This is a genomic window from Rhizobium sp. 2MFCol3.1, assembly GCF_000377565.1.
In the GTDB taxonomy this organism is placed as follows: Bacteria; Pseudomonadota; Alphaproteobacteria; order Rhizobiales; family Rhizobiaceae; genus Rhizobium.
In genome coordinates, this window is sequence record NZ_KB898353.1 from 244,622 (window position 1) to 258,666 (window position 14,045).

At 61.0% G+C, this 14,045-nt stretch carries 7 protein-coding genes; 4 read left to right on the top strand and 3 right to left on the bottom strand.

Annotated features, from left to right (window positions below):
- Positions 1-73 precede the first annotated feature (73 nt).
- Together D460_RS0101130 and scpA are read right to left on the bottom strand one after the other, a co-directional pair.
- Positions 74-4,072 (bottom strand): PAS domain S-box protein, encoded by a 3,999-nt coding sequence (locus D460_RS0101130; RefSeq protein WP_018896647.1) that lies wholly within the window; start codon positions 4,070-4,072, stop codon positions 74-76.
- A gap of 122 nt (positions 4,073-4,194) precedes the next feature.
- Positions 4,195-6,348, bottom strand: a complete 2,154-nt coding sequence (gene scpA / locus D460_RS0101135; RefSeq protein ID WP_018896648.1) for a methylmalonyl-CoA mutase — start codon at positions 6,346-6,348, stop codon at positions 4,195-4,197.
- Between the two features lie 448 nt (positions 6,349-6,796).
- Here scpA and D460_RS34745 point away from each other — a divergent pair, with 448 nt between their 5' ends.
- The 4 genes from D460_RS34745 (at position 6,797) to repC (ending at position 12,457) form a co-directional block, all read left to right on the top strand.
- Positions 6,797-7,912, top strand: a complete 1,116-nt coding sequence (locus D460_RS34745) for a tyrosine-type recombinase/integrase (protein ID WP_018896649.1) — start codon at positions 6,797-6,799, stop codon at positions 7,910-7,912.
- 860 nt (positions 7,913-8,772) lie between these two features.
- Positions 8,773-9,951, top strand: coding sequence for a plasmid partitioning protein RepA (repA, locus tag D460_RS0101150; RefSeq protein ID WP_026282663.1), 1,179 nt, complete (start codon positions 8,773-8,775; stop codon positions 9,949-9,951).
- Positions 9,948-10,952, top strand: coding sequence for a plasmid partitioning protein RepB (gene repB / locus D460_RS0101155; protein WP_026282664.1), 1,005 nt, complete (start codon positions 9,948-9,950; stop codon positions 10,950-10,952). Before repA ends, repB begins: the two co-directional genes overlap by 4 nt.
- 155 nt (positions 10,953-11,107) lie before the next feature.
- Positions 11,108-12,457 carry a plasmid replication protein RepC gene (repC, locus tag D460_RS0101160; protein WP_026282665.1) on the top strand — a complete coding sequence of 450 codons (1,350 nt, stop codon included), beginning with the start codon at positions 11,108-11,110 and terminating at the stop codon, positions 12,455-12,457.
- Between the two features lie 38 nt (positions 12,458-12,495).
- Here the strand turns inward: repC and D460_RS0101165 are convergent, their stop codons facing one another.
- Positions 12,496-14,034, bottom strand: coding sequence for a SpoVR family protein (locus D460_RS0101165; protein WP_018896653.1), 1,539 nt, complete (start codon positions 14,032-14,034; stop codon positions 12,496-12,498).
- Positions 14,035-14,045 lie beyond the last annotated feature (11 nt).

Genomic DNA, 14,045 nt, shown 5'->3' on the forward strand with positions numbered 1-14,045 from the left:
GGTTTGGCCGTCCGCTTTGAAACCTTGAGAGCAGAGTATCGCTCGCCGACCGTTGCCGAGCGGCATCGCCCGCTCAGCTCGTTCCCCCGACAGCGTCCAAGGCATTCTTCAGCTCATCCAGCCCGTGTGGCTTGAGCAGCAGAACCGTCCTGGAACTGTCGTCCATCTCTGGCTTCTTCTCCGAACCCGTCGCGAAAACGATGCCGATCTCAGGCCAGCGCTTGCGCACCTCGCGACAGAAATCGTCTCCGGACATGCCGGGAAGACCGAGATCGGTCACCAGCACATCGATCGGTTCGCTGCCAAAGAGCGGCAGCGCCTCCTCGGCGGATTCGGCCTCAAGCACCTCATGGCCGAGTTCGGCCAGCATATCGGCGGTCGCCATCCGGATCAGCGCATTGTCCTCGACCAGAACCACGCGCAGCGCCTGCGACGCCGCCGGCGAGACGGGCGCGGGCATGGCGGAGATGGACGTCTCCTTTCGGCGCTCCGCGTTTTTCTGCGTTTCGTCGATGACATGCCGGATCTTGCGGGCAAGCGCCTCGCGCGTGTAGGGCTTGGAGAGCAGCTGCACGCCGGGATCGAGCCGGCCGCCGTGAACGATGGAATTTTCGGTGTAGCCGGAGGTGAAGAGAACGGCGAGGCCAGGTAGCCGCTCCTTCGCCTTCTTCGCCATCTCGCTGCTTTTCAGCGATCCGGGCATGACGACATCGGTGAAGAGCATGTCGATATGAATACCGCTCTCGATGACGGAGAGCGCAGCCGCCGCATCGCCTGCCTTCAGAACGCGGTAGCCGAGTTCCTGCAGCATTTCGACCACGGTGGTGCGCACGCCCTCATCATCCTCGGCGACGAGAATGGTCTCAGGTCCGCCTTCGACAGGGGCATGCGGATCGATGACCTGCAAGTCTTCCTGCTGCAGCGAACGAGGCAGATACATCTTCACCGTCGTTCCGTGTCCGACCTCGCTATAGATCTTCACATGGCCGCCCGACTGGCGGACGAAACCATAGACCATGGAGAGGCCGAGCCCCGTGCCCTTCCCCTCCGGCTTCGTCGAGTAGAACGGCTCGAACACCTTGTCCAGAAGATCGGCAGAGATGCCCGACCCGGTATCGGTCACCGAAATCGACACATACTGGCCGGGCACGACATCCTGATGCTGCCTTGCATAGGCGTCGTCGACATAGGCGTTGCCGGCCTCGATCGTCAGATTGCCGAACCCCTCCATCGCATCACGGGCATTGATCGCGAGATTGAGCAGCGCGTTTTCGATCTGCATGGGGTCGACCAGCGTGTTCCACAATCCGCCCGAGACGACCGTCTCCACCTCGACGCCTTCGCCGATCGTCCGCCGGATCATCTCGTCCATGCCGCGGATCAGCCGGCCGGCATTGACGACGCGGGGATCGAGCGCCTGCCGGCGGCCGAAGGCCAGAAGCTGAGCCGCGAGCTTGGCGCCGCGTTCCACGCCGGCCAGCGCATTGGTGATCTTGCGCTGTGCCTTGTCGTTGCCGATAACATCGCGCGACAGGAGCTGGAGATTGCCCGCCACCACCTGCAGCAGATTGTTGAAGTCATGCGCGACGCCGCCGGTGAGGTTGCCGATGGCCTCCATCTTCTGGGCCTGCTGCAGGGCAAGCTCGGTGTTGCGCAGCGCGATCGCCGCCTCGCGTTCTTCCGTCACGTCGCGGCCGACCGCATGGATGGACGCGTCATAGGGAACCGCGGTCCAGGATATCGTGCGGTAGCTCTTGTCCTTAGCCTGGTAACGATTTTCGAATGAGAAGGTTGTCGCGCCCTCGCTGAGCTTGCCGATTTCGGCCAGCGTCGTCGCCATATCCTCGGGATGGATGAAATCGAGGAACGACCGATTGATGAGCTCGCTCTCCTCCCAATCGAAGACTGTCTTCCATGCCGGATTGACCGCCGTTATCTTGGCCTCGAAATCGGCGACCAGCATGATATCGGTCGACAACCGCCACATCCGGTCTCGGTCGGCAGTGCGCTCGGCGACGCGCTGCTCGAGCGTTTCGTTCAGCGCCTCGAGCTTCGCGCGCGTCTCGCGCTGGTCCTCGATGTCGGTATTGGTGCCGATCCAGCGGAAAACGCGGCCATCCTCGTCGCGCGACGGTACCGCGCGGGCGATGTGCCACCGATAGGAACCATCGGAGCGCCGCAGCCTGAGGTCGATCTCATAAGCCTGACCCGACGACAAGGCGGATCGCCAGCGGTCGGCCATGGCGGTGAAATCGTCGGGGTGGACGATCTTGGTCCAGGCGCCACCGTCGAGCTCGCCGGGTGCGGCACCGGCATATTCGTAGACGCGCTCGTTGAACCAATCGAGCTGTCCATCGGGCCGCGCGGTCCAGACGTGATTGGGGATCGCCTGGGCGAGCGCGCGGAAGCGGGCCTCGCTTTCCCTCAGTTCGCGCTGCGCCTTGCGCCGGTCGGTCACATCCTGCACGACGCCCACGAAGCGCAACGGCTTGCCGCTGGCGTCGCGTTCGAACTCTCCCTTGCGGGCGATGACGCGCTTCTGGCCGTTGTCGGCGCGGCGGATGCGATACTCGACGTTCAAGGGCGAGGCGCCCGCCGCCCGCGTCCTGCCGTTGGAGCTGATCTCGCGGTCTTCTTCGACGATCAGCCCTTCCAACGTCTCGATGCGGACGTCGCCGGCATCTTCATAGCCGTAGATCTTGCAAAATTCCGGCGTGGCGTTGAGGACATTGGTTTCCAGATCGAGCGAAAACACGCCGACGCCGCCCGCCTCCTGCGCTCGGCGCAACCGCGCCTCGGCGTCGCTCAGCGCCTGCGCCGTCAGGTGTTCTTCCGTGCGGTCGCGCAAAACCTTGACCAGGCCGACGGGCGTTCCGTCCTCGTCGCGGATCGGGCGGATCTCGCCATTGGCCCAGAAGCGTTCGCCGGATTTGCGCAGGTGCCACCGGTCGTGGTGGGCGTTGCCCTGCCTGAGTGCCGCGGCCATCGCCTCGCTCGCCTTGTCGGCGGCGCGATCCTCGGGCGTGAAGAGCAGTTGCCAATGCTTGCCGGCGACCTCGTCTTCGGTCCAGCCGAAGATGCGGCGCGCGCCCTCGTTCCAGCGCAGGATGATCCCATCAAGATCGAGCGCGAGAATGGCGTAGTCGATGGCGCCGTCCATGATCTGGCGGCTCTGCCGCTCGGATGCCCGCAGCCCCTCCTCCGCCGCGACGCGGTCGGTGACATCGGACCCTTGCACGAAAACGCCGACGATGCTGCCATCAGGTTCCGTTACCGGTTGATAGACGAGATCGACATATTTGCGTTCGACCGGATCGTCGGGCGAGGCCTGCAGATCAACCGGCAGCGCCCGCCCCTCATAGGCGACGCCCGATGTGTAGACTTGATCGAGCAACTCGTAATAACCCTGCCCGCGAAGCTCCGGCAACGCATCGCGCACCGACATGCCGACGACATCGCGCCCGCCGACGAGCTGGTTATAGGCCGCGTTGGTCAGCTCGAAGACATGGTGGGGGCCGTGCATCATCGCGACGAAGCCGGGCGCCTGCTCGAACATGCGCCGCAGTCGCTCCTGCTCGCCATTGCGCCAGCGCTCGGCTGCCACCTTGGCGGTCGTCTCGACCACGATCGCGATCACCCCGCACGGACGGCCGTCCTCATCCATGACGGGCGAATAGTCGAGGTTCATGAAGACCTGTTCGGGCCTGCCTGTGCGGAACAGTGTCAGCTCCTGATCCTGATAGGCGAGCGTCTTGCCGGCCAATCCGACCTTCATGACATTGTCGTTGAAATCGGCGACCTCGGGCCAACCCTCGCGCACCTTCGATCCCAGAAGCTGCGGATGCCGGCCGCCGGCGAAGACCGAATAGGCATCATTATAGATCATGACGCCGTCTTCGCCCCAGAGTGTCACGATCGGCACCGGCGACTGCAGAATGGTCGAGGTCGTGACCTTCACGGCGTTCGGCCATAGCGCTAGTGGACCAAGAGAGGTCTTCTCCCAGTCGAAGCCACGGATAAGCCGGGCGAGCTCGCCGTCATGGGCGAGAAAATCAAATTCATCAGGTTTCATGGACGTCGACCGGTTGCTCCCGCCAGTTATGTAGCGGAAACATCGACTTGGGGAAGTGGTGCGGAGCGCAACCCAGCGCTTTATATTAGCGGCCGAAGCTGGCGACCGGTTAGACGACCAACTCACCGGTTGCGGCGCTTGCCTTCAAGGAGGTCGAGCACGGAATTGGCGGCGTCCATGACGTTGGTTCCGGGGCCGAACACCGCCGCCACGCCATGCTCGGTGAGAAAGGCATAGTCCTGCCGGGGGATGACCCCGCCGACCACGACGATGATGTTTTCGGCGCCCTTCGCCTTCAGCACCTCGATCAGTTGCGGCGCCAGCGTCTTGTGGCCGGCGGCCAATGACGACATGCCGACCACATGCACCTTGCTCGATATCGCGAGGTTCGCCGCTTCCTCCGGCGTCTGGAACAACGGGCCCGCCAGCACGTCGAAGCCGATATCGCCGAAGGCCGAGGCGATGACTTTGGCGCCGCGGTCGTGGCCATCCTGCCCAAGCTTCGCGACCATGATTTTCGGCGCTCCACCCAGTGCTTCGGAAATCGCTGTCATTCGCGTGCGCAACTGCTGCAGCTCCGGCTCGTCGCTATAGGCATTGCCATAGACGTTTTTCACGACCTCGGGCTCGGCGGTGTGGTCGCCGAAAACGCTGCGCATCGCATCCGAGATTTCGCCGACGCTTGCACGCGCCCGCGCCGCCTCGACCGCAGCCTCGAGCAGATTGCCCTTGCCGCTCTCAGCCACTTCGCGCAGCCGGTCCAGCGTTTCCGCCACCTTTGCCGGATCGCGGCGGCGGCGCGTCTCTTCCAGACGCTTGATCTGCGAGGCCCGCACGGCGCTGTTGTCGATATCGAGGATGTCGATCGGCTCTTCGTTTTCCAGCCGGTACTTGTTGACGCCGACGATGATCTCGTCGCCTTTGTCGACCGCCGCCTGCCGCCGGGTTGCGGCTTCCTCGATCAGCCGCTTCGGCAACCCTTCGTTCACGGCCTTCGTCATCCCCCCGAGTGCCTCGACCTCTTCGATCAGCGCCCAGGCCTTTTCGGCAAGCTCGTTCGTCAGGCTCTCGACATAGTAGGATCCGGCCAGCGGATCGACCACCTTGGTGACGCCCGTCTCGTGCTGGAGGATCAGCTGGGTGTTGCGGGCGATGCGCGAGGAGAATTCGGTGGGGAGCGCGATCGCCTCGTCGAAGGAATTGGTGTGCAGCGATTGCGTGCCGCCGAGCACGGCCGACATCGCCTCGAAGGCGGTGCGGATGATGTTGTTATAGGGATCCTGCTCCTGCAGCGAGACGCCCGACGTCTGGCAATGCGTGCGCAGCATCAGCGACGACGCCTTCTTCGGCGTGAACTCTTCCATGATCCGCGTCCAGAGCAGCCGCGCCGCACGCAGCTTGGCCGCTTCCATGAAGAAGTTCATGCCGATCGCGAAGAAGAAGGACAGGCGGCCGGCGAACTCGTCGACGTCGAGACCCTTGGCAATCGCCGCCCGCACATACTCGCGCCCATCGGCCAGCGTGAAGGCAAGCTCCTGTACCAGCGTCGCGCCCGCCTCCTGCATGTGATAGCCGGAGATCGAGATCGAGTTGAAGCGCGGCATCTCCCTGGAGGTGTATTCGATGATATCGGCGACGATCCGCATCGAGGGCTCGGGCGGATAGATGTAGGTGTTGCGGACCATGAACTCCTTGAGGATGTCGTTCTGGATGGTGCCGGAAAGGGCGGCCCGCGACACGCCCTGCTCCTCACCGGCGACGATGAAATTCGCAAGGATCGGAATGACCGCGCCGTTCATCGTCATCGACACCGAGACCTTCTCCAGCGGAATTCCGTCAAAGAGGATCTTCATGTCCTCGACGCTGTCGATCGCCACGCCCGCCTTGCCGACATCGCCCTCGACGCGCGGATGGTCACTGTCATAGCCGCGATGGGTGGCCAGATCGAAGGCGACGGAGACGCCCTGCTGACCTGATGCCAGCGCCTTGCGGTAGAACGCGTTGGATGCCTCGGCGGTCGAGAAGCCGGCATATTGCCGGATCGTCCAGGGCCGGCCAGCATACATGGTGGCGCGCGGACCGCGAGTGAAGGGCGCGAAGCCCGGAAGCGAGCCCGGCTGCGAGACACCGTCCAGATCGGCTTCTGTGTAGAGCGGCTTGACGTCTATCCCCTCGGGTGTTTTCCACACGAGCGTATCAGGCGAGGCGCGAAGCTCCTTTTCGGCAAGCGCCTGCCAGTCCCCCAGTGTCCTCTCCCCAAACGTCTTCTTCGTCATCTCAAGCCTCCGCATTCTTCTTTTACGGCAGGCTAGCATTTTATCCGCGCCGGATGCGAGGGCGGTGCGGCTATAAATATGACAGCTCTTTTCGCCTGGCCGATTATTCCGCTGCCGCGAAGACCGGCGTTCGGTTTGGAAAGAAGGCGGCGCTTTCGCTGATGAAAACGGCGCTTAGGCCTGGAGGCGATTGCCAGATCGCACGGAAATTGCTATGTAGTTTGCGTTGGAGCGGGCACGAAGAGTGCGATCTTCAGACAAAGTTCACTATCAGCATTGCATTGTTTTAAAACGGTATTTTTCCAACACGGAAGATAACGAGCGGTTTTGTTTACTGACTCGTACGGCCCATTTTCGGGGCTCATTTTAGGTAGTTATCGATAGTGATCGCTTTCGAGTCGGAGAGTCCGTATAGTCGCGACTTTCTACGGTTCACGATCAGCACGGCATGCGAAAAATTCGCCCCAATATTCAAGAGACGCTCGATCCGCAGGCGCTTTCGCGCGCGGAGACGCTCGACATTCTTGATAGCATCTTCCCATTCGACAGGCGCGACCAGCTCGCGCAGCTGCTGACGGACGAAGATGCCCTTATCTTGAAAAGACTGGCGCAGAGAAATATCGCGCAGAATACACTCCGCGCTCTCGCCTCTGACTTGGGTTATCTTCAGGCTTGGGCTCGCGCCACGACTGAGAGGTCCCTGCCCTGGCCAACGCCAGAAGAAATGGTTCACGCCTTCATCTCGCAGCACCTTCATTGTGCAGCCGCCGCGCCGGATGGACAGAGTGATGGCATGCCGCGCCACGTTGAGGACAGTCTGCGCCAGCGGACCCTTCTCAAAGGCTCCCTCCCACATGCCCCTTCGACCGTTCGTCGACGGATCGCAAGTTGGGCATTGCTGACGCGAGAGCGTGGCCTGTCCGGCTCCTTCGACAGCGCGTCTGTCAAAGAAGCTATCAAGCAGGCGAAGCACAATGGCGGGCACACGCCGGTCTCAATGAGCGCCACGCCAATAACAGACGATATCCTCCGCCGTCTTCTCCAGACCTGCAAGAAGGACGGCATCGTCGGTCGCCGCGATCGCGCGATCCTGTTGCTGGCGGCAGAGGCCGGCGGCCAACGTCGCGCGGAGGTCGCCAGTCTCCGCGTCGAAGACCTGTGCATCGGAGGCAGCAACGATATTCACAAAAGGTACACCCGTCGGACTCGGTTGACCGTCAGGATCGGCGCGGCGGAACGCGACAACCAGTTGAACCTATCTGGCGAGGCGGCCAAGGCATTGATGGAATGGATACGGGAAGGCGACATAGAGACCGGGCCCGTCTTCCGCAAAATCGATCAATGGGGCAATGTCTCGCGACGGATGCTAACACCGCAGTCGGTCAATCTGATCGTCAAGACCCGTGCAAAGAAAGCAGGCATCGATCCGTCGTCAGTGTCTGTTCAGGGATTGCGATCCGGCAACCCGGCTCGGGCTCGAAGGCGCGAGCGCGACCCCACTCTCGCAGTTGCGGCTGAAAATGAAGGTCGGAGCGAAGAGGTCTCTACCAGAGGCGGGACATAACCCGCCGGAGAGTTCTTCACCCGCCGTCCACTCTTGAAATCGGCTGATCCCCGCATCATCTATCTGTCACCACCCGTATCGATAGCCTGCAGAGTGAGCCGTGAACTCACACGCTTTTGCTGTCCGGGAACGAAGGGCGCTCCTCGAAAGAGTTGAGCGCCCTTTCTGTTTTGGCGTCATCGCCAAGCCGGCGCCACCACGATTGAGAAGATCCGGCGAAAGACGAGATCACGGCGACCGGCACGCGCCTTGGACGTCGGGAGATATAGAGTGAGGCACCGGCAGGCGCTCTCGTCTGATCAATGCAGCACACAACCTCTCGCCAACCCAACACCGTACAGGCGGCTTGCGGGCCTCAGGCATTCGACCGGGGCAGGGAGGAGGAGCCCATTTGTCGGCGCCAGACAGGCGGCATTGCCCTCCCAACCGCAAGCCCGCCATGCGTTGGCCGCAGCGCGACGACGCGTGAACCACCTGTTCAAAACCCCTCACAGGGCGAGACGCCGACGGCGGGCCGTGTTATCGTTCCGATGATCTTACTGGGATCAGCTGCCGTCGCCGATTATCGGCGCGTACAAAGCAAGCAGACGCCAACCAGGCCATGGCCCTGTAGGGCGCGACAGCCTCGATCGACCGATCGAGTTCCCCGCGGGGAACAGAGCGCCGCTGCCGCCTGATGGGTGGCCAAATCGACGTTCCCCGCGGGGAACTCGGCAATTTGCAGCCAATTGCGAATCGCGCTACTTCTTCAACTACGCAAAAAGTGCGAATTATCGTTTTTTTGCGAAACAACAGGCGGGTTAACTCACCATTAACCATCTCGGCGCTTAGGTTATCAAAACCGAATTGAGGGTAGAATCGTGAACCGGCACTTGAGCAGCCTCGACTTCATGCAGAGCTTTTCCAGCAAACTGGAAATGGCGCTGCAAAACCTATCGATGGCACAATATCCACCTGACGCCCGCAGAGAGATGCGGAAGTTCACGTCGTCGGAAGTCGCATCGCTTCTCGATGTCTCCGAAGCCTATATCCGCCAGATCGTCGTGAAGGAAAAAGGACCCGCACCGGAGACAACGGCCAATGGCCGCCGCATGTATTCTCTGGAACAGATCCTCGAACTGCGCATGACGCTCGCCGAGAAGGGCCGCAAGAAGTGGATGAACCCGCGACGCGTCGACGGCGAAGCCTGCCAGGTTCTTGCCGTCACCAACTTCAAGGGCGGATCGAGCAAGACCTCGACCACGATCCACCTCGGCCACTATCTGGCGCTCAAGGGCTACCGCGTGCTGGCCGTCGATCTCGATCCGCAGGCGTCGCTGACCAGCCTTCACGGCAATCTGCCTGATTTCAATCCGCGCGAAGACGAAACGCTTTATGCGGCGATCCGCTTCGAGGATACGAAGCCGACGCGTTCGCTCATTCATCAGACCCACATTGCGGGGTTCGATGTGATCTGCGCCGGTCTCGATCTCACAGAGTTCGAAACCGCGGTCGCGCTCGAAATGCGCAAGAGCGGTGGCACCAGCTTCCTGCTGCGTGTCTCGCAGGCGCTTGAGCAGGTTGCCGACGACTATGACGTGATCCTGATGGATTCCGCCCCGTCGCTGAACTTCCTGACGCTGTCGTCGCTGACCGCTGCGACCGCCGTCATCATCCCGGTGCCGGCGCATATGCTGGATGTCGATTCCACCGGCAAGTTCCTGGAGCTCGCATCCTCCTACATGCAGATCCTGAGCGACATGGGCGCTTCGGCGCAGTGGGATTTCGCGAAGTTTCTCGTCACCAAGTTCGAAGCCAATGATCACCCGCAGGCGAACATGACCGCGCTGATGCGCCAGGTCTTCGGTGACGATCTCTTGCTGAACATGGTGACGAAATCCACGGCCGTTGCCGATGCGCTGACCTGGAAGCAGAGCCTGTATGAAGTGCAGCGCTCGAGGTTCTCCGCACCGAAGACCTACGACCGCGCCATGGAATCGATCAACGCCTCGAACGCCGAGATCGAAAAACTACTCTGGAATGCATGGGGGCGTGAATGAGCCGCAAAGACTCTCGAGGCATGTTCGCCAATGTGCTCGGTCAGCTCGACCAGCCATCGGCGACACCGCCGCAGGCCAAGACAACATCGCCGCATCTTTTGAAGGTTGCCGCCGGCGTGCGCCAGATTCAGGAGAAGGGCGAGGTCCTCGATCGCCTGCTGAAGGATGGCGACCATATCGTCGACGTCGATCCCGATGACGTAGCACCCTCGACCATTCCCGATCGCTTCGACGGTGCCTACGACGACAGCGCCATCGAGGATATCGCTGCATCGATCAGCGAGCGCGGCCAGATCGTGCCGGGCCTGATCCGTCCGTTCAAGAATGGCCCCAAGCCTTACCAGATCGTCTTCGGTCGCCGCCGTCTGGCAGCCGCCAAGAAGCTCGGCCTGAAGTTTCGCGCCATCGTTCGTGAGCTCACGGACGAAGAAGCGATCGTCTTCCAGGGCGAAGAAAACGCCAACCGCAACGATCTGTCCTTCATCGAGAAGTGCGCCTTCGCGCTGTCTCAGGAACAGGCCGGATATAAGCGCGACATCATCTCGGCGTCGCTGGCCACCGGCAAGTCCCATATCTCGGAAATGCTGCGCATCGCATCGGCCGTTCCGCGCACCACCATGCTCGTCATCGGTTCGGCGCCGGATATCGGTCGTCGCCGCTGGATCGAGTTCGTCGATATTTTCGTGGCGCGTCCCGATGCCGCCGAATGCGTGGAAGAGGCCCTCTCGGAGGTCAAGCGCAGCTCGGAGACCGATCGTTTCGCTCTGGCACTTGCGGCCCTCAAGACCGCTGCCTCCAAGCCTGCCGTCATCGAGACACCGCAGACAGCCGAAATCCGTGCCAACGGCTTTCTTCTGGCTACCGTCAGCTACCCGAAATCAGGTCCGCGCATCAGCTTCACCAAGGCGGTGCCGACCAGTTTCGTCGATTTTCTGAATGATCGCATGGAGACGCTTCACGGCGAATTCCTGCAGTCCGTAGACAACAAGAGCAAAGGATAACGCCGCAAAAGAAAAAAGCCCCCGGACGTTGCCGTCGCGGAAGCTCTTCTCATTGGTTTAGCAGCTAGAGAATCGCACTTCCTCGAATCACTGTCAAGCATCTTTGGCACCGTTTTGGTGGACGAACTTCTTTTGCCTTGGAAAAGGTGAAGGTGATGGAAGGCCAATTTGTAACGACGCCCTTTGGGCGGCGAGCGATGTCGCTTGGCATGCTCGCAAATCAGGTCAGAGCCCAGCAGATCAAGCCGGGCTATTCGATCGATAAGTGGAAGCTCTATCGTTCGCTGTGCGAGGCCAAGCCCTTGCTCGGCGTGACGGATCGTGCGCTTGCCGTCTTGAATGCGCTTCTGAGCTTCTATCCGCAGAACGAGCTGTCGGAAGAAACCGGGCTGGTGGTGTTTCCCTCCAATGCCCAGTTGTCCCTGCGCTCCCATGGCATGGCCGAACAGACGATCCGTCGTCATCTGGCAGCGCTTGTCGATGCCGGCCTGCTGACCCGCAAGGACAGCCCGAACGGAAAGCGCTATGCCCGCAAGGATCGCTCCGGCTCCATTCGCGATGCGTTCGGCTTTTCGCTTGCGCCTCTGCTTGCCCGTGCCGAGGAGATCGAGCATCTGGCGGCAAAGGTCGTGGCGGAGAAATTGTACGTCCAGCATCTGCGCGAGCAGATCAGCCTGTTTCGCCGGGATATCGCCAAGCTGATCGAAGCCGCGATCGCCGACCAGGTTCCGGGCGAATGGGCTCAGACTTTCAACGAGTTTCGCGACATTGTCGAAAGCGTTCCGCGCGCTCCGACGACCACCGAGCTGGAAGTCGTTTGCGATCAGATCGAACGTTTGCGGCTGAAAGTGCTTAACCATCTGGATCTACAGATAAAATTGCAAAATTTGAGCGCCAATCCCTATCAAAATGAGCGCCACATACAGAATTCCAATTCCGAATCTATTCTTGATTCTGAAGCGCCTGCTCAAATCGAGAACCGGCAACACGCGGATGGGCATAACGTCGAGCAAGATCGAGAGGATGCGGACAATGCGTTTCCTCGGAGGCCTGTCTCGGTATCCATTCCATCGCTGCCTGAGCCTAAGATGGTCGGCTCCGATGACAAAGCTTTGACGATCATGCCAAAGGCTGGGGATAACCGTGGTTCGGAATTGAAATCCTTCCCGCTTGGTCTCGTGCTGCAGGCATGCCCTGATATCGCGGCCTATGGGCCCGGTGGCGGCATTCGAAGCTGGCGGGATCTCACCAACGCCGCATCCGTGGTCAAATCGATGCTGGGGGTCACGCCGTCGGCCTATCACGACGCCTGCACCATCATGGGCTATGACAACGCGGCGACCGTCATCGCCTGCATTCTCCAGCGCGCCACCAAGATCAACTCGGCGGGCGGCTATCTGAGAGATCTGACGCGACGTACGGAGAAGGGTGAGTTCGCGATCGGGCCGATGCTGATGTCACTCGTCAGAAGCAATGGAGGAGCTGCCATCACGCTGCAAAGCTGAGATGGAGAGGGTATCGGCTCCGTCTCCCGTCAGGACGCTTATCCGGTCGAATGATCGTAGAGGACGTTGCCGGTCGCGCCATCAACGCCGGAGAGGCTGACCTCGTATCCCCAGAGATGACGGATATGGGTGAGGGTTTCGTTGCGGCTGGTTTCTTCGAGAAGAAGACCGTCATTGACCGTGTGCTTCAGCCGAAGCCTGCGATCGCCGAGGAGATCGACGTCGACGACCTGAATATCGGGCTGCCTGGCGCTGACATCGTAGCTGCGGGCGAGAGCCGAACGGATTTCCGCGTAGCCGCGTTCGTTGTGGATCGAGGAGACCTCGCAGAACTTGTCGGCCGCCATATCGGACAGCCTGAAGAGCCGGAATTTGCGGATCACGGCCGGGCTCAGATACTGCAGGATAAAGGATTCATCGCGGTGGTTCGCCCATGCGTCGCGCAAAGTCCCCATAGGGTCGTTGTTGCCGGCCATGGAGGGAAACCAGTTCCGGTCCTCGTCGGTCGGATTGGTGCAGATGCGTTCGATATCCTGCATCATCGCGAAGCCGAGTGCATAGGGATTGATGCCCGAGAAGCGGGGATCGTCGAAGCCTGGCTGGAAGACGACGTTGGAATGGCTGCTCAGAAGCTCCAGCATGTTGCCTTCGCTGATCTTGCCCTGATCGAACAGGCGATTGATGATCGTGTAGTGCACGTAGGTCGCGCAGCCCTCGTTCATCACCTTGGTCTGCCGCTGCGGGTAGAAGTATTGGGCGATGATGCGCACGATCCTGAGGATCTCGCGCTGCCAGGGCTCCAGGATCAGGCTGTGCTTCTCGATGAAGTAGAGAAGGTTCTCCTCCGGCAGGTTGAGCGCTTTCTTGCGTTCGGAGGCATTGCGCTCCGCCTCGTGCGGATCGCGGCTGTCGACGGAAGAGGGCAGGGTGCGCCAGAGGTCGCTATAGGTCTGCTCCTCATATTCCAATCGTTCACGCGCCCGCTCACGCACCTTCTCGGAGGAGAGGCGGGGAGGGCGGCGGTAGCGGAAGACGCCGTTGTCCATCAGCGCATGAGCTGAATCGAGGATTGCCTCGACCGCCTCGGTGCCGTGACGCTCCTCGCACTTGGCGATATATTTCTTGGCGAAGTCCATGTAGCCGAGAATGGCGCCGGCATCCGTCCATTGGCGGAACAGATAGTTGTTCTTGAAGAAGTGGTTATGCCCGAAAGAGGCGTGCGCGATGACCAGCGTCTGCATGGCCATCGTGTTTTCCTCCATCAGATAGGCGATGCAGGGGTTGGAATTGATGACGATCTCGTAGGCGAGCCCCCGGTGGCCTTTGCGATAGAGGCTGTCCTCATAGATGAAGCGTTTGCCGAAGGACCAGTGCTGGTACATCAGCGGCATGCCGACCGAGGAGTAAGCGTCGAGCATCTGTTCGGACGAGATGATCTCCAGCTGGTTCGGATAGATATCGAGCCCCATCTCGCCGATCGCGATATCCTGGATGGCGTCGTGGACGATCGATAGCGTTCCGAAATTCCAGTCGGAGCCTTCAAACAGCAGCTCGGAACTCTCCGCTCGCTTCGCCATATCGGTCTTCC

Bases quoted from the DNA above. Each gene is read 5' to 3' on its own strand.
- scpA (WP_018896648.1), bottom strand. From the start codon at position 6,348: ATGACGAAGAAGACGTTTGGGGAGAGGACACTGGGGGACTGGCAGGCG.
- D460_RS34745 (WP_018896649.1), top strand. From the start codon at position 6,797: ATGCGAAAAATTCGCCCCAATATTCAAGAGACGCTCGATCCGCAGGCG.
- repC (WP_026282665.1), top strand. From the start codon at position 11,108: ATGGAAGGCCAATTTGTAACGACGCCCTTTGGGCGGCGAGCGATGTCG.
- repB (WP_026282664.1), top strand. From the start codon at position 9,948: ATGAGCCGCAAAGACTCTCGAGGCATGTTCGCCAATGTGCTCGGTCAG.
- D460_RS0101165 (WP_018896653.1), bottom strand. From the start codon at position 14,034: ATGGCGAAGCGAGCGGAGAGTTCCGAGCTGCTGTTTGAAGGCTCCGAC.
- D460_RS0101130 (WP_018896647.1), bottom strand. From the start codon at position 4,072: ATGAAACCTGATGAATTTGATTTTCTCGCCCATGACGGCGAGCTCGCC.